Source organism: Bacillus sp. FJAT-27445, assembly GCF_001510665.1.
Classification (GTDB): Bacteria; Bacillota; Bacilli; order Bacillales; family Cytobacillaceae; genus Bacillus_D.
In genome coordinates this window covers 115,561-138,388 of the sequence record NZ_LMTI01000008.1, presented here as the reverse complement: position 1 = coordinate 138,388, position 22,828 = coordinate 115,561, and the positions used below count along the sequence as shown (strand labels likewise).

Here is a 22,828-nt window from a genome sequence, read left to right as displayed (position 1 = left end):
TGGTCAGTAACAAAGGCTTTCAGCCGCAGAGAAAACCACCCGTTCTACGGGTGGTTTTTATTTTGCCCATATCCGAAATCATGGCAGACTGAAAGGGATTCATTTTTCTTGGAACTGTATGCCGAAACCAAATGAAAGTCGGCCGCTCGTCCCATTTAATCAGATGCATATGCTGTTCCTTCGCATTCATACCATTAAGGTACTGCTTTGCGATTTTTAAGGAAGATAGCTTCGCATCCACTTCACGCCTCCAGCTAGAGAGTATCTGCCGCCTTTTTTCCTCGTCAGCATGCAAATATACATGAATATCCGGTATACTGATGTCTGCCAGGCGAAGGGAGTGAATCATTTGTGCATGTTGGACCTGTTCCTCTGAGTAAACCCGGTATCCATTTTCCAGCCGCCCGGTAGGCTCAAGTAATTTTTTTTGGTCATAGAACCGTAACGTGCTCGGTGAAAGGCCGGTCCGTTCGGAAAATTTCTGTATTGTCATTGCCAAACCTTTTCACCTCTTTTATGTTTTACACAGCGTACGACCAAACATTGATGCGATTCCCGTCCAAATCAAAAAAGTGGAAGCCAGCCCAGCCTGCAGTAGGATTACCCGCGATTTCGGATGGTTCCAGCCCCTTTGACTTCAGCTGGTTATAGGTTTCATAAAATAATTCCGGCCGGATATCAAAGTAGTTCCTCACAGAAGGATTGCCTTTTTCAAAAGAGGCATCCTCGAGTCTTTCCAACCAAATATTATCGTAAAAAACTTCAGAAAGCTGTATCCAATCATAGGCATCCTCCACCTGCAGGTGCGCATAATCCTGATCGTATTGTTTTACTAATTTCAACCCGAGGTTCTCTTGATACCAAGCCGCCGATTGGTTTACATCCCTTACCCCAATCCTCACATTTACGTCACTGAAACCTGTAATCCTAGCTTCAGGAAATTGGCCCTCCAAATCCGGATTGTGTACAGCGGTAATCCTGGCGTTCTCAAAGCCGTAAATATCAAAACTCAGCTGCCCAGTTGGCAATTCAGTCACTTCAGAGATCTTAATTCCTTCCCTCTCAAAATAAGCGAGGGTTTCCTTCAGATTAACGACTTCGAAACCAACTCTTGTATGGCCTTCAAAAGAACTTTCCGATTGAAAATGTTCAAAATCAGCTTCAAAGGATTTAAGCGTCACAACCCCAAGCCGCGGCATTTTAAAAAAAGCCTTTTTTCCAACAGGGGTCACGACCTGGTCCAGACACTTCCACCTCATATGTTTGCTATACCAGTTAACGCCATCTTCAAAACGGTCCCATGAGACCATAATAAACCCGCCATCCCATCTAAAAACCATCTCTCCATCCCCTTTTATGTATATCGGTAACGTCTTCCAACTTCAATTGTAAAGGTTAAAGTAACTTTAAGGTCAAGAGGTTTGCTAAAATTTTGAATGAAAATAAACAATCCAAAGATGCCCGCAACTTCATTCATTTTTTCCTTGTGTAAAATTGATATATATGTATAATAAAAACTAATTGCATAAAAATGTTTTCTAGGGTTCCGTAACAACCATGTTAGCCTGGTCCGAGAGAAAACTCACAGCCAATGCTGTGCCACGGAGGGATAAAAGCCTGGGAGATACTGTTTACAGTCATCTTTCGGCTTTTTTTTTGTTTTTTTGGGAAAATAACATACGGAAGGTGAGAAACATGAATGCTAACTGGATGAAAGTTTTTATAGCTGCGATTTTCGAGGTAGCTTGGGTAATTGGATTGAAACACGCGGATGGAATCGTGGAATGGGCGGGAACCATTGTGGCGATCGCTATTAGCTTTTACTTAATGATTGTGGCTAGCCGGAAGCTTCCGGTAGGAACGGTTTATGCTGTTTTTGTCGGCCTCGGAACTGCGGGAACGGTATTCGCGGATATAGTTTTCTTTGGCGAACCATTTAAGGCAGCAAAAATTGTTTTGATAGCAGTTTTACTCGCAGGAGTTGTCGGATTGAAATTAGTCACAAGTGACAGCGGGAGAGAGGGGGCGGAATCGTAATGGCATGGATTTCTTTGGTTTTTGCAGGCCTTTTTGAGATGTTTGGAGTTGCGATGATCAATCGGCTTCATCAAAAACGGAACTGGCAATCGGTTGCCCTGCTTGTCGGTGGGTTCGGAGCCAGCTTCCTCTTTTTGTCCTATGCGATGAAAACTTTGCCGATGGGAACAGCATATGCCATTTGGACAGGCATTGGTGCATCCGGCGGGGCTCTTATCGGTATGTTCCTATACGGCGAATCAAAGGACTGGAAGAGGATTGTGTGCATATCGATGGTATTGGGCTCCGCTATCGGATTAAAGCTCATTTCTTAAAATAATATTGTGGAAAATCGCTTCTCCATATGTTTATATAGGATTAACAAAAAATTCCTCAAAGAAAAGAGGAACGGTTTATTCTATAAAGTAAAAACCATGAGGGGGAGATGCCAATGGACCACAAACAAGCATTGGAGAAATATATCCGGGCAACAAATACACACGACTTCGGCCAGGTAGAAAAACTTCTGCATCCAGGAGCGGTGTACTGGTTCTCGGATAAATCCTGCACATCGAGGGATGAAATTAAAAACTACTTCGAGAATTCATGGAATCTAATCAAGGACGAAGAATATTCCGCCTCCGACATCAACTGGCTTGCGGTAGATGCCAACACTTCCACGTGCATTTACCGATACCACTACGAAGGCTACTACAATGGAAGCTTTGTTTCCGGAAGCGGCCGGGCAACCAACGTTTTCGTGAAAGATGCCAATGGTGAGTGGAAAATGATTCACGAGCACCTAAGCACCAACTGAAGCTCTTTTAAAAAGTGAGTTTTCATTCACTTCTTGTTTTTTCAGAAGTTTAAAAGTGTAAGCCCTGTCCTCAAGACCATTTCGATAGATTTAAGAAGTGAAACGGTCTTGATGCAGGTTCTCAGGACTGTTTTGGAGATTTCAAGGAGTGAAACGGTCTTGACACAGGTTCTCAAGACCGTTTTGGAAGAATTTAAGGAGTGAAACGGTCTTGATGCAGGTTTTCAAGACCGTTTTGGAAGATTTTAAGGAATGAAACGGTCTTGACACGGGTTCCCAAGACCGTTTTTTAAAATTGTAAAAGGTGAAAAAGTCTTGATAGAAGTTTATTTATCAAACTAGCAAATGAGGAAAACCAGATGAGTGTCCAAATTTTAACTTACTCGGATAGACCGATAAAGGCAGCGGAAGTGATGCGGTTATATAAGGATGCCGGATGGTGGCCGGAGAGGGAAGAGCACGATATTGATTTGATGCTGGCGAATGGGCAATCCGTTGGTGCCTGGGACGGAGAAACTCTCGTTGGTTTTGCCCGGGCTGTCACGGATGGGAAATTCAGAGCGTATATTGAAGACGTTGTGGTTCAAACATCCCATCAACGGGACGGAATCGGAACACAGCTTGTATCTAGGCTGTTGGACGACCTTACCCATATCGATGTCATTAGCTTGTTTTGCGATCGGCACTTAATCCCTTTTTATGAAAAAAACAAATTCAGGCAGAGCAAATCGCAATTCGTCATGCATAGAATTAAAAGATAGATTCATGAAGGGTAAGATGAAGAACATACCTGAATAGGCTTAGCACCTCCAGTTTAACTGAAGGTGCTAAAATAAAAATAATTAAAGAGATTTAAGGTCGCTTAGCAAAAGATTTTTATCTTCTTCTTTAATGATCTGATTTGCAGAATGAAGTGCTAGATGCGTATATTTTTCTAATTCAGGAACGTTGCCTTCCACTTTGTATGCGCGGGCTAAAGCCTCGTAGGCATAGGCGAGATCGAAGTCCCTTATGCCATTTTCCAGAACAATCTCCAGGTTTCTCTTTGCATGAAATAAAGCTGGCTCACTGCGGCCTAGCACGCAATAAACTCGGGAGATTTGCCATTCACCCCTGGAGTGGTTCACAGGTGTACCCACTTGTCCCCAATGATACCTTGAGCTATGGGCCATATGTATCATTAGATCTTCCTCATTCGGGGTCCGATTAGACTTTTCCATATAGTCCCATACCTTATTGAATAAATGGATGGCCTGCTTCCTGTGAAATTCCGCTAGAGTAAATTTTTCTTCCATACTTGCATTCAAATGAATCCCTCCTCTTATTAAAAATACTACAAAGTTTCGAATTTCCCTTTTTTTGTTGAAACGTGCCAGAGAGAAGGAGGGGTGATCCAAAAAATGAAAAGAAGCGTGAAGAACCCACGCTTCTACAAAGTACTAATTGGAATATTAGTACCCCATGAAGGATGCACCAATAATTATTAGAAGGATGAAAAGCACAACAATCAAAGCAAAGCTCATGCCATGCCCACCGCCACCTTGGTAGCCCATAAATTCACCGCCTTTATAGTCATGTTACACAGTATGTAAAACCTATAGAGATTGATAGAGACAAACATGGAGAAGCAAGTAGGTAGATTAACCATTTATACAATTTTGGGATGGAGATCAATGATTCAAAGGGCCATCGCATCCAAAAACAGGACCAGGGTCACATGGCCTGCGCTCTTCCGGGAGAACTAGGTAAAACAAAAAGGAGTATGTCTGATGAAACAATGTAAATCGACTGTCCTTGTCCTTGGAACCTTCACATGAGCGAGCATGAAGAACTATTTTCGGAAAAACGGCAAGCTGAAATTGAGGCAGGATGAATGAACTAAATTAAAGTTGAGGTGAAAAAATGATTACATATAAGGAGATAGATGAATCATATTTTGAAAAATATGATAGGATTCCAATGCTTGTTCATGTAAAGAGTATGTTCAGCTTGGAAAAGATAGAAAATGGTTTGGGTGGGATGTTGCTAAAAGAAACTCCGGTTGAAGGATACATAAAAGATTTAGGAGCATATGAGAAAGCAACACATTTTACAAATGAATTTGACATAACAAATTGGGCATTCTTCATGGCATTTGATAATGAACTGCCTGTTGGAGCTGTGACGGTTGCTTCAAAAACAAAGGATGTCCAAATGCTTGATGGCAGGGAGGATCTTGCTGTGCTATGGGATATAAGGGTAGATGATCAATATAAGCAACAGGGGATCGGTACACAACTGTTTAACATGGCAGTTGAATGGTCCAAATCAAATGGATATATCCAAATGAAAATAGAATGTCAAAATAATAATGTCCCAGCGTGTAAATTCTATCAAAAACATGGCGCGGTATTAGGAAAAATAGACGAATATGCTTACAACAAAGATCCAGTAGTTAAAGATGAAGTTCAACTTATCTGGTATTTAGATCTATAACATCTCCAAACAACGAAAAAACCTTCGCGCTCATCACGAAGGTTTTTATTGATTATTTTGTACGAAGCCTTTTAAAAGCAAAAAATACGATGGCGAGCAATAATACAATTCCGCTTCCCAAAATCCATTTCGATGTTCCCGCACCGCCTGTCTCCTGGTCCACTATTTTCTCGGGCTCTTTCCCTGACCCGAGAATCTTCAGGTCTTCCGCGGCATTTTGCAAAAGTTTTGTACGGTCACATAAACCTGTTGTCAACTCTTCCGAATTTCCGGATGCATATACCAAATATTCATTTCCTTCAATTAATTCCGCACCACAGCTGGCTGAACTTTTCGCGGTAGTCACAATCAATTGGCTTTGGCTTGGGCCTTTCCAGACCGATTTTACTTCGAAAATAACCGTAAGCGGGTCAGCTGAAGACTGGGTAAACAGGTTGAAGTTCCTGTCTTCAATTTTAAGCACTTTCCCTGAAAATACTGCAGTTTTGTTCTGAAATTCGCTTTCTACGGGCTGGGGCCCAGCGCAGGAACAAGCCGCTACTTGAGTTGGCCCGCCAATCCAAAACGACCCGGCAAAAAGCAAAATAGCTACAAGACATAACAATCTTCTCATCCTCATCACCTCTTAATAAGTAGACGTGGTGATGGGTGAACATGTGGCAATTGCGGCCACCATCTTATTAAAACAGCATTAACAGTCCGGATAGTCGTAAGTTTTAATCTCTCATTCTTTTAAGCGCGGTTTTGCAGGATCACAGTTTGGCTTTTCAAGTTTTGCCGTTTCACTGAGTTTCATTAAATAGTAACATTCTTCCCGGAACATGTGGTCCGCCATTAGCGGGGCAAATGTTCCAAGTGCTTCCTTGCTTAACCGGAGTTCCTCGATTTCCTTTAAAAATTGCTGGAATAACACGATTTCCAGTTTCGCATCGGAATTGAACTTTGCCAATGCCGGGAATTCCATAATATTCGTCCGTAAATAGCCAGCCATTTCAACCGCTTTTAAATAGAATTGCTCAAAGTGCTTCGTGAAGGTATCGCTTTTCTCTTTTAACCTCTTCTCCACACTGTCCAAATTGGAAGATATCGCGCCGGAGTGGCCGGCAGCATCCAGCAGCCATAAAAGATGGTGGTGCGTTTCATGGTACAGGGGAGGGACTTGGCCGGCTTTCAAGTGCTCCAGAATTCTTAAGTATTCTTCAAGTTCATTTACCATATGGTTGAAGAAGGTAGGTGAAAGGTGGACCTTTATTTTTCCGACTAAATGTTTACGCAATAATTCCAGTTTGAATTCCCGCAGCCTAAGCACCTCGGCTTCGGCTGTAGTTGCCAGCTGCATCGGATTCGCTGTTCTTGCCTGAGCGAGGAGTGAATCAAATACATGGATAAACCTTGAAGACTCTTCTATCTCCTTCTGTTGGACGGGCGCCAACGCTTCATGAATAAACCTTGAGTGATCGCCTAATATTTGAAGCCAAAACAGATGTTCATCCCTTGCTGTTTTTTGAAAATCAACAGCCATTACGGTCCCCCCTTAAAAAATCCTATACCTATAAATGTGTATTCCTTATTTACGGTGCTTATGATTTTTCAGGAATTATCCGTTTTGATGCAAGTAAAAACGCTCAGAATTGTCTGAGCCCCGTTAACTATTTTATGAAGACAGTTTTGAGTGGGTTTTTCGTTTGAAAGTGTCTTCATCGAGTTTATGAAGACAGTTTTGAAGGAGTTTTTCATTTGAAAGTGTCTTCATCGCGGTTATGAAGACAATTGTAGATTCACCTTGTCGCATAAACGCGAATGCTTTTTTTCCTAGTTCAATTATATCACAACGAAAAGTGAATTTTCAGACTGAAAATAGCCGTGTATTCAAGTTAACATGAAGAGAAGAGGAGGAATAGCCATGAAGCTGGGACTTGAATCGAATGAAGTACGAGTTGTTCCGTATAACCCTGGGTGGAAACAGGAATGTGCCAAGGTAAAAGAAGACCTTCTACAGCACACAAATTTGCTGGACCATCAAATTGAACATATCGGAAGCACCGCAATTATTGGAATCCAAGCGAAACCCATCATTGACATTCTCATCGGAATAAACGATCTCTCATCGGTTTCCGATAGGCTGCTAAATGGTTTGCGGAATACGGGTTTTTATCGGCTTCGCTTGGAAAGGACAAACGAAATCGTCTTTGCGAAATTCACAGACAGCACCTATCAGGTAAAAACCCATTTCATCCATTTGGTTGATTTCAACGGCGAGCTATGGAACAACCTCATCTTTTTCAGGGATTATCTGAATTCGAACGAGAATGCGAAGAAGGAATATGAGGACCTGAAGCTAAACTATATCAGACAAAGCTCAAAAGGAATCAACGAATATACAGACCATAAGGAAGCCTTTGTTAAAAAAGTCTTTTCACTGAGAGAAAAAATGTCTTAACCAACGCAAAAAGAGCATCACACTCGATGCTCTTTTCTGGCTTTACATCTCCTCCGGCGCCTGAATCCCCAGCAGCCGCAGCCCTTCCCTCAGGACAATTGTAACGGAATAGACCAACGACAGACGTGCATGTTTCTGGCTGTTCTCCTCCAGGAAGCGGACCGAGGCGTAATATTTATTAAATGCGCGGGATAATTCAATGACGTATTTGGCGATTTGGGAAGGATCGTAATCCTCGAAAGCGCGTTTGATCACTTCCGGGAAGGCCATCAAGGTAGTGACGACTGGCCATGCTTGAGGGTCTTGAATCTGAAGTTCCACATCGCTCTCAATAAACTTCCCTTTTCGTAAAAGCGAGGAAGCGCGGGCATGGGTGTATTGGACATATGGACCAGTTTCGCCTTCAAAGCGCAGCATGTCTTCCAATGAGAACTCAATGTCATTCATCCGGTAATTTTTCAAGTCGTGGAAAATCACAGCCCCAGTCCCAACTTGGCGGGCGACTTCTTCCTTAGCAGGAAGGTCCGGATTTTTCTTCAGGACGTCTTCAAGTGCCAGGGAAATGGCTTCATGTAAAACCTCCTCGAGCAAAACGACCTTCCCTTTCCGGGTCGACATTTTCTTTCCATCCTTCAGCATCATGCCAAACGGAATGTGAACCAATCCCGCTGCCCATGGAAAGCCCATCTTTGCCAAAACGGAAAACACCTGCTTGAAATGGAGGGTCTGCTCATTCCCAACCACATACAACGATTTACCGAACCCGTAAGTGTCTTGCCGATAGATGGCAGCTGCCAAGTCCCGCGTCGCATAAAGAGTCGTTCCATCCCTCTTTTTAATCAGGGATGGAGGCAGATCCTCGAGTGGAACAACCTGTGCGCCGTCCGATTCAACGAGAAGCTTCTTCTCTTCTAGCAGCTCGACAACTCGATCCATTTTATCATTGTAAAATGCCTCGCCATTCGTCGAGTCAAAGTGGATTCCAAGCAACTCGTAAATTTTTGAAAACTCCTTAAGCGATTCCTCACGAAACCATTTCCATAGGGAAAGGGCTTCTTCGTCGGCATCTTCAAGCTTCTTAAACCACTGCCGCGCCATGTCCTCAAGTCCAGGGGCAGCTTCCGCCTCCTCGTGGAATCGGACATACAGCTTCAGCAATTCCTTAATCGGCTGCCGCTTCACATTTTCTTCGTTCCCCCAAAGCTTATAGGCGACAATCAGCTTGCCGAATTGGGTCCCCCAGTCCCCGAGGTGATTGATCCGGATCGCCCGGTAGCCGCATTTGTCCGAAATCAGCGCCAAGGCATTCCCGATAACCGTCGAGCGGAGGTGTCCCATTGAAAAAGGCTTTGCGATATTCGGCGACGACAAGTCAATTGTCACCGCCTGGCCATTGCCCAGTTTTGCATCCCCGTACGCTTCTTTTTCAGAAAGGACATGCCGAATCACACTTGCCGAAACGGTGCTTTTTTCAAGGAACGCGTTCACATACCCGCTCGTAGCTTCAACCTTTTCAAAAAATGGCGAACTGATTTTCACCGTCAAATTTGCCGCAATACTATGGGGTGCTTTGCGTAAGATTTTCGCCAGTTCGAAGCAAGGGAACGCCATATCGCCCATATGCTCAAACTTCGGCTTCTCAATCATCATGCTTATTTTCTGCTTATCCAGCTGGCCATCCAACGCTTCAAAAATGACATCCGCAAAAACATCTTTAAAATTGATCATCCCGATTCCCTCCCGGAAAAATAAAAAACTCCCGCCTCTATTAAAAGAGACGGGAGTTACATCCAAACCCGTGGTACCACTCTGCTTGTTTTTTCAACGAAAAAACCACTCAACTTTGTAACGGGGCCATCCCCGGCCATCCCTACTGCTTTTCAGGAAGGCATCTCCGAAGTGCGCTTCATTATCCGCGTCATGCCAGGCTCCCACCAACCCCGGCTCGCTTTATTTCAGCTAAACAACTACTCTCTTCATCATCGATAATATATTTAATTTATCAATAGTATAGACAAAAATTTAGAAAATGCAACAGGTTTATGGTGGGATGCAAAATTTTTAGCAGAAGGTAGTGAAAAAATATATCGTATGCTCAAGACTTGTTTGATAAGATTATATAAATGATTCATAAAATTCTGATAACTATCTTGAGCATTATTAGGAATAAATTAGTGGAAGGAGACAACCCTTAATGATGCGGATTAAATTTATGTTCAAGCAATTCTTAAAAGAGCCATTCTGGTTTAAGCTGTTGATCATTACGACTTTAGTAAGTTCAATTCTTTTTAGCAGTTCGCTTTTTACAGGGAATGTATATTTTCAAAGCCTCTCCAAACTAGCCGCGGCGATATTTTTCGTTGCCTATGGATTCAAGTTTCGGTATAATCGTTTAATTCTCTGCATCTTCACAACTGTAGCCGCCCTATGTATCTATCTCTCCATTAGTGCGTTTTTCTAGAGAGCATAATGGCTATACTGCGAAGGAATAATCAAATTTTATTTTAGTAAAGCTGATAAGCGGGGGTCCCTTGATGAGCAGACTGAATCTTAAGGTTGATGAATTTTTAAGCAAAGCGAATAAGTGGAAGGAAGAATATGAGAAGTTAAGAGGAATCGCACTTGACTGTGAACTGGAGGAAGATTTTAAGTGGATGCATCCTTGTTACACATTCGAGGGAAAAAACATCGTTTTAATCCATGGATTCAAAGAATATTGCGCACTTCTGTTCCCAAAAGGTGCCTTGTTAAAGGATACAAGCGGTATTTTGATTCAGCAAACGGAAAATGTCCAGGCAGCGCGCCAGATTCGCTTTACAAATATTCAAGAAATGAATGAGCTGGAACCAGTTCTGAAAGACTATATAATTGAAGCGATCGAGGCGGAAAAATCCGGGTTGGAAGTGAATTTTAAAAAGACGGAAGAATACATCGTTCCCGAAGAATTTCAACATAAATTCGATGAAATTCCTGACTTGAAAAACGCTTTCGAGGCGTTGACACCAGGGCGGCAAAGGGGATACATTCTTTATTTTTCCCAGCCCAAACAATCCAAAACCCGAGTGTCGCGTGTGGAAAAATACATGCAGCAAATCCTGGACGGAAAGGGTTTAAATGATTAGAGTGAAGGAATTACTAGAAAGATGTTGAATATAAACAAAAGGGCTTAGACAATATTTAAAAGGAGCTGAAAAGCATATGATCGGTAAACTAGGCCAGGTCATGTTGTATGTAAACAATCAGGATGACGCGGTGAATTTTTGGACGGAAAAGCTTGGGTTTAGCGTGATTGCTGAAGAAGACAACGGCCAGGGATTCAGGTGGATAGAAGTCGCACCCAAAAACAGCGGCGGCACAACCATCGTCCTCCACAACAAGGAATTCGTTGAAAAAATGTCTCCAGGATTGAATCTGGGTACACCATCGTTAATGTTTTTCACGGAAAATCTGGAAGAACTGTACGAAGACCTTTCTTCTAAAAAGATCAAAGTCGGGGATATCGTAACAATGCAAAGCGGCCGGGTGTTTAACTTTGCAGATGGCGAAGAGAATTACTTTGCGGTAATGGAGAAAAAATGACGACCTGCTTTGGATCCAGATGAGTAAATTCATTTTTGAAACAGATGATGTAAGGGAAGAATTTTGTTTCGAAATAGTTTCTATTATGATGAAGGAATTTAATATTAAAGAAGAAGAGGCAATGGGAAGAATAAATAGTTTTTGGGGCCATCTCCGTATTGTTGGGGAAGATGATCTGGTACATCACGAACTTCCCAAAACGTGGGCTTATCACATATATTTCGGACCGGATTCCCAGTGGTGGAAAAAGGATGTCAAAACACTAGAGCCCAATCCGTTTCCTTAAAAGCTTTTCGTATTGTATTGCTGCCAATCGGCGGCTTTTTGTTTCCCCTTTAAAATTTATAGGTAAGAACCAGGAGGCAAGCGTATGATCATCTTGCACTGCTTAAAAAAGAGTGTGTGGGAGAGAGTGAAAATGAATCCCTATTATGGGCAAGAATCTATAGAAGCCTGTGGGTTCATCCATTGTTCTTCTGTTGAAAACTTTTGGAGAGTGGCCCCCAATTTTAAAAGAATAGTAGAGCCCTTAGTCCTCCTATTAATCGACTCCCGGAAGGTGGAACCTATAACAAAATGGGAGGACCACGATCATTGCGGCAGAGAATACCCCCATATATATGGAGAATTAAACCTCAATTCGGTTGTTGAAGTGCTGCCGTTTTTAAAAAATGAACAAGGGGAATTCATTTATAATAAGGAGTTGGAGCAGCTAAGGTAAGTTTAAGAGCTTATTTAGTTACGAGTAGTTAGTTGAAATTTTCTATTATCATAATTGAATATCCCTAGTGGAGTGCAGTTTTATGGAATGGCGCGGTATCAATTTTCTATTTCAGTTTAGGGTTTTTTCAACTAGTAGTATTTCTTCATAAATTTAAAAAACTGGATAAAAAGAATCAGGGCTTATCGGAATCTACTATAAATAACAGTCGATTTCATCCCTATATAATTGGTATAGAGAAAACTCTTAACTTCCTCCCAAAAAACCTTATTACCATTCGTCGATTACAACGCCTTCTTCGTCTCTGAAAAACCCCTTGCCTTGGCTTCGTATTCGTAAAGGATAACAGGCGTAAAGAACAAAAAATAAAGGAAAACTTAAAGTTAGGATGAAGCCCAAAGTAGCCTTTTGAAGTAAAGTAAGGGAAAATCAAAATAAAAGGAAGTGCGAAACTTTGAATTTAGAAACGGTTATGCAGGAGCTTGAAGCGCTTGGCAAAGAACGAATGAAAAAAATATACATATCCAATGGCGCGCACGAGCCGCTTTTCGGCGTGGCTACAGGCGCTATGAAACCAATCTCAAAGAAAATAAAAATAAATCAGCAACTGGCTGAAGAGCTATATGCAACAGGGAATTACGATGCAATGTATTTTGCCGGCATTATTGCAGACCCAAAAGCCATGACTGAGTCGGATTATGATCGCTGGATGGATGCGGCTTATTTTTACATGTTGTCCGATTTTGTAGTGGCTGTAACTTTATCGGAGTCGGACATTGCACAGGACGTTTCGGATAAATGGATCTCAAGCGGTGAGGATCTGAGAATGTCGGCGGGTTGGAGCTGCTACTGTTGGCTCTTAGGGAATCGGCCGGACGTTGAGTTTTCCGAAAGCAAGATTTCCAACATGCTGGATAGTGTAAAAAATACAATTCACGATGCGCCGGAACGAACGAAAATTGCTATGAATAACTTTTTATACACTGTTGGGCTTTCGTATTTGCCGCTTCATGAAAAGGCAGTCGAAACCGCAAAGGAATTAGGTATAGTAGAAGTCAAGCGGGAAAAGAAAAAAAGCAGCTTCCTAAATGCTTGCGAACGTATTCAAAAGGATGTCGATAAAGGAAGGATAGGTTTTAAACGGAAGTATGTAAGGTGTTAAAGCCATTTTTAAAAGAGGTAATTCTTATATGCTCATATATATTTTTTTATTTGTGAAGCATAAGATTTTGGAGCCGTAGTTTGTTACGTGGTCAATGTTAGGAATATTGGAGACAAAAAGCCACCATGGCTGGTGGCTTTTTGCATTTTAGCTATTGCAGTTTCCTAATTCCTTCTTTGCCTTCGTTAGTGACGTAGGAATGGTATAGTTCTCCGTTCATGTGGAACAGTCTGTATAAATAATGACCACCAGACGGAGTGACGTCCTCCAGCAGTTTCATGGTGGTTGAATATTTTAGAATTCGGTCTGAGCCTTCCTTGCGCTCGATTGTGTAGATGACCCCTTTATGATAGATGATGTCTCTAAGCTCTGTGTTGTTCAGTACGGCCAGCTGTTTTGTTTCAAGGCGAGCGAAGGAAATCGTGTTGATTACATAATTGTTGCGCTCCTCGCTGTTCGTAGGTGTAAAGACGTACATTTGAGTGTCGTCGTAGGTCATGTTTTGGCCAAGTTTATCAAAAATCGTGCTGGTGGCCTTAATTTGTTTATCATCGTCCGTAAAGGGGCCGTCCCAGCCATAATGCCCGGCTGCCTTAATTGCCTCGTCAGATTTAAGAAGGTTGTAATAACTCGCCTCATTACCGATATCAGCCCAAGTCAGGTCGATGTGGTAGAACTGGCCGTTTAGCTTGACCATAGTCCAAGAGTGAGCCATCGGTCTGCTTGTAACTTGATAGGCGGTGATGCCAAGTTCTCGCAGAATATCATTAAATGCATGTGTATAGCCGTCACAATATGCCTTGCCAAACACTAGCGCCCCGAGTGCGGTGTGGTAGACCGGATAAGGGCCCCACAGATTATTTGTCCTGATGATTTCAGCGTAGCCTTCTTCATCATACTCAATCATGGTTACTAGGGTGTCGTGAACATACAAGATTTTGGCAAGGTCGGTCTTTTTTAGTTTGGCCTCTTTAATAATTGCTGCCTTTTTCTTCTCCAGCTCATCATAAATATTGAATTTGTATTTGCAATAGCTTTCTTCGAGTTTCGCTTTGCTTGGCGTCTCATATTTCACGGCTTCATTCCGCTCAACATACAGACCCCCGCCAACGCTCAACAGCCCTGGCTTAAAAGCATAGATTCGGTAAAAATCTCCTTTTTTTAGAGTTCGGACGAAAGTTTTCGTGCTTCCGGTCATTTTGTACAGCGGTGTGTTTTTCAGAACAGTCAGCCGGCCGATCTGCCCCTCTTTCAGAATTGCCCCATTCCACCATACCACTTGTTCAGTCGGCGCATCCATCCATTGCGCCCGCTTGTAGTATTTCGCGCAATCGGCGTTTTCGTAAGCATCTGCGGCTGGCGGGTTGAGAAGATAGATAAAAAATAATAAACCAAGTAAGACAGTTAACTTTTTCATGCCGGTCCTCCCTCGTATCGGTTTAAACACGATACCTGATAAAAGGATAACATGGAAAATTGTGCCGAATTGTGAAAAGGTTTTGACACTTTAGAAAAATAACTGAAAGCAGGGTTCTGAGGCGTAAAAAATGGATTTCCCTCGAAATAGTGATGAATATAAAGGCTCATTTTTAGTATAGGAATATAGGATACAAATACATGTGGTAAAGTACACCGAATATAATGGCGGTTTAGACTTTTTGCGATGGGAAAGTATGGACAATACCAATATATGTCTCAGGAAAACAACATTGACATTTTACGAACGGGTAAATCGATTGGAAATGTAGATAGATGGGAGGACATTTTTAAAGAAGTATCTTTTAAAGTAGGTAAAATAAATCCGATACAGAGTCTTGAATTTTCAGGAGCCATATCAGAATACATCGTGTATTTCTTGAAATGATATAAGTAAGGCCCAACTAGGGAATATCTAGTTGGGTCTTTTTACTTCAAAGCCTGTCGATTGTCCCCTAAAAGGAACAGTCCCAATGTCATTTTTACAAATAATTTACTCGCAATAAAACACTACTAAATTGGTTAAGGTAAAGGAAAGGAGTGCTCGAGTGGAAATCGGGTTACATTGTCATACCTATATTTCTGATTGTCCATTGCCTGTTGAGGAAAACATGAATCTCATTTAGTGATTACGAAAATGACACAGCGAAATGTCTTTAAGTATTAATAATTTGTGTATAAAGCCTTAGTGGAATTGAAAAAGGTTTATTAAGCGATTATTGAACTTTTTCGTTGATTCCATCGCTTTATCCTGTTAAAATCTAATTATTATTTTTTTAAAATAGTAATGTTTAATCGGAATCGTTTTCATAATAATTCATTTAATTTTAAATATATTCATGATAGGAGCTAAGATATATGACCAAGTACAGAGATTTAAATGTCCCACTTAGAACAATTATGACACCTGGGCCGGTTGAAGTCGATCCAAGAGTATTGAGGGCGATGGCTACCCCGATTTTAGGACAATTTGATCCTGCATTTACGAATATCATGAATGAAACAATGGAAATGCTCCGAGCTGTATTTCAAACAGAGAATCGCTGGGCATTCCCGGTTGATGGAACTTCCCGAGCAGGTATCGAGGCTGTTCTGTGCAGTATTATTGAACCTGGAGATAAGGTTTTGGTTCCGATTTTTGGCCGATTTGGTTATCTTTTGACTGAAATTTGCCAACGGTATGGAGCAGACGTTACAACAATGGAGGCTCCTTGGGGAGAGGTTTTTGACCCTGAAGTAGTTATCAATAAGATTCATGAGGTGTCTCCGAAAATTGTTGCTATCGTTCATGCAGAAACATCCACTAGCTGCATGCAGCCGTTAAAGGAAATCGGAGAAGCTTGCCGAAATGCAGATGTTCTGTTAGTTGTCGATGCTGTAGCATCTTTGGGCGGAGTCGACCTCAAGGTGGATGAACTCAAGCTTGATGCAGTTATTGGCGGTACGCAAAAATGTTTATCTGTTCCATCCGGGTTAGCGCCAATTACCTTTAACAAGCGGGTAGAAGAAGTTATAAATAGAAGAAAAAGTATCGAACTGGGCTTAAAAACATCTGAGAGCGAGACTTCTAGCAATCGAATTATTAGTAATTATTTTGATATAGCACAGCTTATGGATTATTGGAGCCCTATCCGCCTTAATCATCATACGGAAGCGACAAGTATGCAATATGCATTAAGAGAAGGGCTTCGTATTATCCTGGAAGAAGGACTTGAAAACCGATTTGCCCGACATAAGTTAAACGAAAAAGCATTAGTTGCAGGAATTAAAGCGATGGGCTTAAAGATATTCGGTGATGAAAAGCACAAGCTTCCTGTTGTTACTGCAATTGAAATCCCTGAAGGAATTAACGGCGATGAGATTCGATCCATGATGTTGGAGGATTTTGAAGTTGAAATTGCAAGTTCTTTTGGACCACTTCATGGCAAGATTTGGAGGATCGGAACGATGGGCTATAGTTCTCGCAAGAAAAATATACTCCATGTTCTTGCAGCATTAGAAGGAACGCTTATCCGGAAAGGCTTTAATGTCAATAGAGGCGAAAGTTTACAAGCGGCATTAAACGTATATGATGAATACAAAAAGCGGAATTAAATAAAACAAATAACACGTCGTGCGAATCTTATGGGAGTCGCACGACGTGTTTTCTTTAACATAGGAATTTAAGCCACACAAAGCCTACTCTTAATATCGATGAATTTACCGCTGCCAAACACGCAAAACCCTATCCTAGCTTAAAATAGTTACAAAAGTTATCCAATTTATTTAAGTTTCACATGGATGCGTCCGATTCCGTTTAGATATTGCTCATAGCGTGCTACTTCAAGCTTTACTGGATTAGTCGGAAGCTTTTCTACATTTTCCATATCAAAATGCTGTCCAATTAACATATAGTTCTCTTGATTCGAAATCCAAACGCTATAAGATCGATAAATTTCTCCACCAGTATCAATGAAATGACTGAATACTCCTTTATGTTCATTCTTTTTAAAAGAAGGTACTTTGTATTCAATTTCATAGTTATCTTTTATATCAAGCTCGATGTTAATATTTTCTGGCTGACTAATCACTTTTTTCTTTTCAAAATCAATTACAATAAATTCATCGGCTTTATCAATCGCTTCAATTTCTCGCATTTCAATTGTAATCGTTTTTGGAATTCGAAAATAATTGCTTTCTAACATGATGCTAAATTGCTCATCTTTATAGTCACCAAATCCAACGACGCCGTTTCGAATTTTGCCCCATTCTTCTTGATTTTCATCATATATGCGAATATCCTCAAAGCTTAATATTTTCTTTGTATTTGATGGGTCAATAGACATTTTTAGTTCGGACCTAATCGGGGAAATAATAAGCTCATGGACCGTAAAACGTTGCCCATCGACTAGTAAATGTTTGTTAACAGTATATCGTTTGGATGGTTTAACTTCTTTTTTCAGTGTGAATGGAATTTCAAAAACTATTTCTGGCCGGTCACGTAGCGTTAGTATAAGCTCGAAATCGCGGGATGAATAGTCCATACCTTGGCTTGCGGTAACATTAATTGTATCTTCAACTTCATATGTCCCTTCAGACTGAGCCGTCCAGCTACTGCCAATCCCCGCATTTACTAGTTTATCATTCTGTTTCACTTCCGCATTAACGCCCATGAATATTGCTAAATCCTCATCCGAATGCAGTTTATACGAGATGATCATTCCTGATTCATCCGCCACAACACCTGTAATCTTAAGGGTTTTTCCATTAATTGTTTGGCTCGCATTCATTTCCTCAAAATATTCGTTGTTTACAATGTCTTCAATTCCTTTATCTAAAGCAATCATTTCTACAATTGGCTTTAAGCCCGGAATTTGTGCTACTGCGTGGGCAAGGGTAGGGGACACTCGAATAGAACCGATTAAGGCAATCATAAGAATGGCAACGGCGATGGTGGATTGGACAAGCCGCTTATGGTTAGTTTTTTGTTTTTTAAATCGTTTGAATGCAATAAGCTGTGCTTCTGAATGTAACGTTTCCGTTGGCACTGATCCAAGTAATTCTATATATCTTTGTTCTTGCTGTTTATCAAACTGACTCATGAAACGCCCCCCTCTCCAAATAAATGACGAAGCTTCTTTAATGTGTTATGTATTCTTGATTTAACAGTCCCCTCAGGAACATTTAGTAGCGTTGCGATTTCACTATTCTTTAAATCTTTAAAGTACTTCAAATGGACTAGCTCTTGCTGTTCAATAGGCAGTTTTGAAATGACATCATTTAGTTCAAATAGCTCTGCCATTTGCTGAGGCTGCTCCAGAAAGTCATTGGTTACGACATCTCGCTTTCTCTGTCGCTTCATCATTAAACATGTATTAATAACAATGCGCACGAGCCAAGTTTTTAAATACATGGGCGTCTGAACTTTATGAATGTTTTTCAAGCATTGATACGTCATTTCTTGCAGAGCATCATTTGCATCATGTTCATTTCGCATGTAGCTATAAGCAATTCGATACATAGGCTCTTTATATAGATTTAAAAGCTGAAGTTGAGCAGCTTCATTTCCATTAATCGCTTGTTTGGCAAGTTCGATTTCATCCATCTCCATGCCTCCTTTACTAATTAGATGCACCAATCGAATAGTTCGTTCACTCTGTTTTCAAAAAATTTCAATAATCTTTTTGGGTAAACAACGTAATCTATATAAATATACTAGCAAGTTTTTACTTGAGTAATAAGCATCCATTAATAATAGTTACATGAACCGTATCATAAGTGAGGTTTTTTATTTTATATTCTAAGCTAATAGTGAATTTATTTTATAAAGTTAAATAAATTTCGTACATATCAGGGGAATATTCTCCGATTTGAGGTTATTGTCCTTTTTACTAATTGAGATGGGGATTAACATTTTTTTCTTTTTGTAAAAGTAAAATTGATTAGATAACAACTTTCCAGCCACATTATTATGGAGGTAAAATGAAGATGAAAACTACCAAGCTATTACTTATTTTCTTAACAATTTCCTTGATAGGCTCAGTACTTCTTGTATTCGTTTCCTCATTACTATTTTCCCCTCAATATGTTTTTAGGACGATCCTAAATGGAAATTCGGATGTAATGGATTACAAAATATTCCCTGAGCGGATTATTCAGAAAAGCTCTCACCCCTATTATTACAAATACAACCTGAATGAATCACTAAAAGACATGTCAATTAACTATACGTATAAAGGAATAGGCAGAAAAAAATCACTGAATATTTTTCTAAACGAAACAAATACTACGTCTTTTATCATTGTCCATGATTACAAGGTAGTAATAGAAGAATATTTAAACGGATATGACAAGTATTCCGTTAACACATCATTCTCTATGGCTAAGTCAATCGATTCTTTGTTAATTGGAATGGCGATTGAAGATGGTTATATAAAAAGTGAAAAGCAGTCTATTGCCGATTTTATTAGTGAGTTTAAAGGAACGAATATGGAGAGTATTACAATTGAAGATTTGCTTCTGATGCGGTCAAACATCAGCTACGAGGAAGGGAGTATTTGGTTTGGCGACGATGCGAAAACGTATTATATGCCTGATTTACGGAATTTAACGTTGACCCATGATAATCTGACGGAAAAATACCAGGGCAGATTTCATTATAACAATTATCATCCTCTATTACTTGGCATTATTCTGGAGCGAAGTACGGGAAAACATGTAGCTGAATATTTCGAACAAGAGGTTTGGGATAAAATCGGAGCTGAAAACGATGCCTCATGGAGTCTTGATAGTAAAAAAACAGGCTTTGAAAAAATGGAGAGCGGTATTAATTTTAAAGCGATTGATTTCGTAAAGATAGGCAGCATGTTACTGAATGGCGGATCGTGGAATGGCCAGCATATAGTAAATGAAAAATGGATAAAACGGTCTACACTTAGCGAATTCCCTCGAAACAGTGATGAATATAAAGGCTCATTCTTAGAAAATAGAAATATAGGATACAAATACATGTGGTATAGTACGCCGAATAATAATGGCGGTTTTGACTATTTTGCGATGGGAAAGTATGGTCAGTATCTATACATGTCTCCGGAAAACAACATTGTCATTTTACGAACGGGTAAATCGTATGGAAATGTAGATAGATGGGAGGATGTTTTTAAAGAAGTAGCTTTTAAAATAGGTGAAAATAAATCGGATGCAGAACATTGAAATTGAAGGTCGAGATGGATCGCCTTTCGTAAAAACGATTAAGAAAGGAATCAAATCTTAATAGATAAATGTAAAGTACCGATTTATAATGCGTTACGGTGAACCGTACCATAAGTAAATGAGGTTTTTACCTTGGTGAAAATATACTATAATATAAAAGGAATATATTTATAAAGTTGAAAATAATTGGGGGTAAATAAATGGCAGTAATTACTACAATTAAACATCCTATGATTTCGGGATATGTTAAAGGTTTTGTTGATAAATATGAAATTTCAAAAAATAAAGCAAAGAATGAACATAATATTTTTGAAATGTTTATAAATGATTTAATTTTAAGTACATACAGTAATGATCCTAATGCAAGTTATGAGGATATGGAAACAGGAACAGCATTTGGGATCGATGGAGTTGCCATTTTTATTAATGATAAATTAGTCGAAAGTGTTGAGGATGTGGATTATATTTGTAGTTCAACCAAAAAAATTGAAGTGAAATTTTTATTTACTCAAACGAAGACTTCTGAAAAATTTGACAGGAGTGAAGTTAGGGATTTTTTACAGGGAGTGAATAGGTTTTTTAACTTCGAATTTTGTGAGATTGTTGAACTAAAAAACTCTTGGGAAACTGCGAAATATATTTATGATTTAAGTACAAAATTCAAAAATGACCCTTCACTTAAAATGTATTATACCGCTTTAGCATCAAAAAAAATCTCTATAAAAGACGAGGATATTGATCCTCATTTGAAGTCAGAGATAATAACTGGATTAGAAGTATTAAGGCAAAAATCTTTATTTGATGAAGACAATATAGGATTAAGCTTCATAGGTTTAAAAGAAATAAGGGAATTACATCAAAAAGAAAATAATCAATCAGAAATAAAATTTAATTTAGATAAACAACCGGTTCCTTATCCAAAGGATAGTACAGGAATTATTAAATCTGCTTATTTTGGATTAATTAAATTAGAGGATTTATTAGATATTTTATCGGAAGAAATTGATGGAGAAAGAATACTTAGAAAAGGTATATTTGAAGATAATATACGTGATTATTTAGGTGCAAACGAGAAATTTGATGTAAATCTAGATATGAAAAAAGGTTTAACAGGAACCAATGCACATTTCTTTGGTCTTTTAAATAATGGAATAACAATAATTGCGGATGAAGTACATATTATTTCAACTGAAGCAAGTCTAGTAAATTATCAAATTGTAAATGGGTGTCAAACTAGTAATGTAATATTTGAATCTTTAAAAGATATAAAGGAGAAAAATATCTACATACCAATTCGCTTAATTGGAACGGAAGACGAGGATACTAAAAATGCAATAATAAAGGCAACAAATAGTCAAACCGCTTTAAAACCGGAACAATTATTAGCGTTAAGAGATGAGCAGAAATCATTAGAGGAATATTACAAAGCAAAGAGAAATCAAAATAGATTCCATTTATATTACGAGAGAAGAACTGAACAATACAGAAATGAAAATATTCAAAAGACAAAAATTATTAATATTCCATTTCAAATTAAAGCGACTTCTGCAATGTTTTTGGACTTACCACATGAAGTTTCAGGCCAGTATGGGAAAGTAGAACAAAAAACAAGGGGAAAGTTATTTACAGAAAATAGTTTTTTAAATCCTTATTATGTCAGTGGCCTTACATGGTATAGAGTAGAAGCCTTTATTAGAAATAATGAGGAGGGAAAAAAACATCGAAGAGCACGATGGCACATAATGATGGTAATAAAGTATCTAATGACAGATTATAATAATCCATCAACAATTATTGATAAAAATGCGGAAAGAGTATCTGAAAATATCGAAACGGTTATGTTAGATGATATTAAATCGTTGGAATTAATAGAAAGTGCTTTAAGTTTAATAAAAGAGTTTATTGTAAATGAAGGTATTTTGGACATTAGTGGGGATAGGAAGTTTTTTGAAAGAAAAGAAACCACAACTGGATTAATCGATATGTTAAGAAACCGTACACTGATAAAATAGATCATACAATAGGTTTTTGCAACCTCATAATAGGTACAATATGGTGAACCGTATCATAAGTAGATGAGGTTAATAAAAAGAATCACCCAAAACGTTGGTTTGACAATGTTATAGGTGGTTTTTTTATTTATAATCTTCATTGTTTTTTCCATTTCCGCCCTTTTTCTTGTGTGGGTGGAAGACGATCACCTTTATCAATTTTAACTATACGTGGTTTATGGACTTCCCCGCCTCTTGGACCAACTTCTTTATACTTTCCGGATGGTTGATTATCCATACCAGGCTTTTTTAAATCACTCATTGATTATCGCCTCCTTTATAACTTATAATACCATTTTTGTTATAATTAGTAGTGTATTTTAAGTTTAGTTAGTTAACCTAATACTAGGGAGAATTGCTTAATGAGCAAGTATTTTTCGCATTTGGGGTTTTTATGGAG

The 22,828-nt window shown here is 39.4% G+C and carries 25 protein-coding genes, 1 riboswitch and 1 other annotated feature; of the genes, 14 read left to right on the top strand and 11 right to left on the bottom strand.

Annotation, left to right across the window (positions count from 1 at the left end; all coding sequences use genetic code 11):
• Window positions 1-19: 19 nt before the first annotated feature.
• Window positions 20-493 (bottom strand): MerR family transcriptional regulator, encoded by a 474-nt coding sequence (locus tag AR337_RS21420; protein ID WP_082687121.1) that lies wholly within the window; start codon window positions 491-493, stop codon window positions 20-22.
• Window positions 494-521: 28 nt separating this feature from the next.
• Window positions 522-1,340, bottom strand: a complete 819-nt coding sequence (locus tag AR337_RS21415; RefSeq protein WP_059174081.1) for a VOC family protein — start codon at window positions 1,338-1,340, stop codon at window positions 522-524.
• 187 nt (window positions 1,341-1,527) lie between these two features.
• Window positions 1,528-1,626: riboswitch (guanidine-I (ykkC/yxkD leader) on the top strand.
• A gap of 69 nt (window positions 1,627-1,695) precedes the next feature.
• On the opposite strand from AR337_RS21415, the gene AR337_RS21410 reads away from it, so the two are divergent.
• From AR337_RS21410 to AR337_RS21395, 4 genes are all read left to right on the top strand, one after another.
• Window positions 1,696-2,037, top strand: coding sequence for a multidrug efflux SMR transporter (locus AR337_RS21410; RefSeq protein ID WP_059174098.1), 342 nt, complete (start codon window positions 1,696-1,698; stop codon window positions 2,035-2,037).
• Complete coding sequence (locus AR337_RS21405) at window positions 2,037-2,351, top strand: multidrug efflux SMR transporter (RefSeq protein WP_059174080.1); 315 nt, start codon at window positions 2,037-2,039, stop codon at window positions 2,349-2,351. The genes AR337_RS21410 and AR337_RS21405 overlap by 1 nt, the downstream gene beginning before the upstream one ends.
• A gap of 116 nt (window positions 2,352-2,467) precedes the next feature.
• Complete coding sequence (locus tag AR337_RS21400) at window positions 2,468-2,833, top strand: DUF4440 domain-containing protein (protein ID WP_059174079.1); 366 nt, start codon at window positions 2,468-2,470, stop codon at window positions 2,831-2,833.
• A 359-nt stretch (window positions 2,834-3,192) separates the two neighbouring features.
• Window positions 3,193-3,594 (top strand): GNAT family N-acetyltransferase, encoded by a 402-nt coding sequence (locus tag AR337_RS21395; protein ID WP_059174078.1) that lies wholly within the window; start codon window positions 3,193-3,195, stop codon window positions 3,592-3,594.
• Between the two features lie 81 nt (window positions 3,595-3,675).
• Here AR337_RS21395 and AR337_RS21390 read toward each other — a convergent pair whose 3' ends face one another.
• Together AR337_RS21390 and AR337_RS21385 are read right to left on the bottom strand one after the other, a co-directional pair.
• Entirely contained in the window at window positions 3,676-4,140 is a 465-nt protein-coding gene (locus AR337_RS21390) for a hypothetical protein (RefSeq protein WP_253702051.1), read from the bottom strand.
• A gap of 144 nt (window positions 4,141-4,284) precedes the next feature.
• Window positions 4,285-4,386, bottom strand: a complete 102-nt coding sequence (locus AR337_RS21385) for a YjcZ family sporulation protein (protein ID WP_082687117.1) — start codon at window positions 4,384-4,386, stop codon at window positions 4,285-4,287.
• A gap of 349 nt (window positions 4,387-4,735) precedes the next feature.
• Between AR337_RS21385 and AR337_RS21380 the strand changes: the two genes are divergently transcribed.
• Complete coding sequence (locus AR337_RS21380; protein WP_059174077.1) at window positions 4,736-5,308, top strand: GNAT family N-acetyltransferase; 573 nt, start codon at window positions 4,736-4,738, stop codon at window positions 5,306-5,308.
• 52 nt (window positions 5,309-5,360) lie between these two features.
• Here AR337_RS21380 and AR337_RS21375 read toward each other — a convergent pair whose 3' ends face one another.
• Window positions 5,361-5,921, bottom strand: coding sequence for a hypothetical protein (locus tag AR337_RS21375; protein WP_059174076.1), 561 nt, complete (start codon window positions 5,919-5,921; stop codon window positions 5,361-5,363).
• 111 nt (window positions 5,922-6,032) lie between these two features.
• Window positions 6,033-6,830, bottom strand: a complete 798-nt coding sequence (locus AR337_RS21370) for a DUF2935 domain-containing protein (RefSeq protein ID WP_059174075.1) — start codon at window positions 6,828-6,830, stop codon at window positions 6,033-6,035.
• 381 nt (window positions 6,831-7,211) lie between these two features.
• Here AR337_RS21370 and AR337_RS21365 point away from each other — a divergent pair, with 381 nt between their 5' ends.
• Entirely contained in the window at window positions 7,212-7,748 is a 537-nt protein-coding gene (locus tag AR337_RS21365) for a GrpB family protein (protein WP_059174074.1), read from the top strand.
• A 42-nt stretch (window positions 7,749-7,790) separates the two neighbouring features.
• Here AR337_RS21365 and argS read toward each other — a convergent pair whose 3' ends face one another.
• Entirely contained in the window at window positions 7,791-9,476 is a 1,686-nt protein-coding gene (gene argS, locus AR337_RS21360; RefSeq protein WP_172797585.1) for an arginine--tRNA ligase, read from the bottom strand.
• Between the two features lie 42 nt (window positions 9,477-9,518).
• Window positions 9,519-9,740 (bottom strand) — a binding site (T-box leader).
• Between the two features lie 202 nt (window positions 9,741-9,942).
• Here argS and AR337_RS21355 point away from each other — a divergent pair.
• The 5 genes from AR337_RS21355 to AR337_RS21330 all read left to right on the top strand — a co-directional run bounded on the left by AR337_RS21355 (window position 9,943) and on the right by AR337_RS21330 (window position 13,210).
• Window positions 9,943-10,209: a hypothetical protein gene (locus AR337_RS21355; protein WP_059174073.1), complete on the top strand. Its 267-nt coding sequence runs from the start codon at window positions 9,943-9,945 to the stop codon at window positions 10,207-10,209.
• A 73-nt stretch (window positions 10,210-10,282) separates the two neighbouring features.
• Entirely contained in the window at window positions 10,283-10,870 is a 588-nt protein-coding gene (locus tag AR337_RS21350; RefSeq protein WP_059174072.1) for a YdeI family protein, read from the top strand.
• A gap of 76 nt (window positions 10,871-10,946) precedes the next feature.
• Window positions 10,947-11,327: a VOC family protein gene (locus AR337_RS21345; RefSeq protein ID WP_059174071.1), complete on the top strand. Its 381-nt coding sequence runs from the start codon at window positions 10,947-10,949 to the stop codon at window positions 11,325-11,327.
• Between the two features lie 370 nt (window positions 11,328-11,697).
• Window positions 11,698-12,048: a DUF952 domain-containing protein gene (locus tag AR337_RS24130; protein WP_059174069.1), complete on the top strand. Its 351-nt coding sequence runs from the start codon at window positions 11,698-11,700 to the stop codon at window positions 12,046-12,048.
• A 454-nt stretch (window positions 12,049-12,502) separates the two neighbouring features.
• Complete coding sequence (locus AR337_RS21330; RefSeq protein WP_059174068.1) at window positions 12,503-13,210, top strand: DNA alkylation repair protein; 708 nt, start codon at window positions 12,503-12,505, stop codon at window positions 13,208-13,210.
• A gap of 151 nt (window positions 13,211-13,361) precedes the next feature.
• Here AR337_RS21330 and AR337_RS23395 read toward each other — a convergent pair whose 3' ends face one another.
• The gene (locus tag AR337_RS23395) at window positions 13,362-14,627 is read right to left on the bottom strand and encodes a transglutaminase domain-containing protein (protein WP_059174067.1); all 1,266 of its coding nucleotides are present in this window, start codon (window positions 14,625-14,627) and stop codon (window positions 13,362-13,364) included.
• A gap of 917 nt (window positions 14,628-15,544) precedes the next feature.
• Between AR337_RS23395 and AR337_RS21315 the strand changes: the two genes are divergently transcribed.
• Window positions 15,545-16,780: an alanine--glyoxylate aminotransferase family protein gene (locus tag AR337_RS21315; protein WP_059174065.1), complete on the top strand. Its 1,236-nt coding sequence runs from the start codon at window positions 15,545-15,547 to the stop codon at window positions 16,778-16,780.
• 167 nt (window positions 16,781-16,947) lie between these two features.
• On the opposite strand, the gene AR337_RS21310 is transcribed toward AR337_RS21315, so the two are convergent.
• Both AR337_RS21310 and AR337_RS21305 read right to left on the bottom strand, forming a co-directional pair.
• On the bottom strand, window positions 16,948-18,267 hold the full coding sequence (locus AR337_RS21310) for a DUF4179 domain-containing protein (RefSeq protein ID WP_059174064.1): 1,320 nt from the start codon (window positions 18,265-18,267) through the stop codon (window positions 16,948-16,950).
• Complete coding sequence (locus tag AR337_RS21305) at window positions 18,264-18,770, bottom strand: sigma-70 family RNA polymerase sigma factor (RefSeq protein ID WP_059174063.1); 507 nt, start codon at window positions 18,768-18,770, stop codon at window positions 18,264-18,266. Before AR337_RS21305 ends, AR337_RS21310 begins: the two co-directional genes overlap by 4 nt.
• Window positions 18,771-19,153: 383 nt before the next feature.
• On the opposite strand from AR337_RS21305, the gene AR337_RS21300 reads away from it, so the two are divergent.
• The gene (locus AR337_RS21300; RefSeq protein WP_059174062.1) at window positions 19,154-20,377 is read left to right on the top strand and encodes a serine hydrolase; all 1,224 of its coding nucleotides are present in this window, start codon (window positions 19,154-19,156) and stop codon (window positions 20,375-20,377) included.
• A 200-nt stretch (window positions 20,378-20,577) separates the two neighbouring features.
• Entirely contained in the window at window positions 20,578-22,389 is a 1,812-nt protein-coding gene (locus tag AR337_RS21295; protein WP_059174061.1) for an AIPR family protein, read from the top strand.
• 136 nt (window positions 22,390-22,525) lie between these two features.
• Here AR337_RS21295 and AR337_RS22945 read toward each other — a convergent pair whose 3' ends face one another.
• Window positions 22,526-22,690: a YjzC family protein gene (locus AR337_RS22945; protein WP_082687113.1), complete on the bottom strand. Its 165-nt coding sequence runs from the start codon at window positions 22,688-22,690 to the stop codon at window positions 22,526-22,528.
• Window positions 22,691-22,828 lie beyond the last annotated feature (138 nt).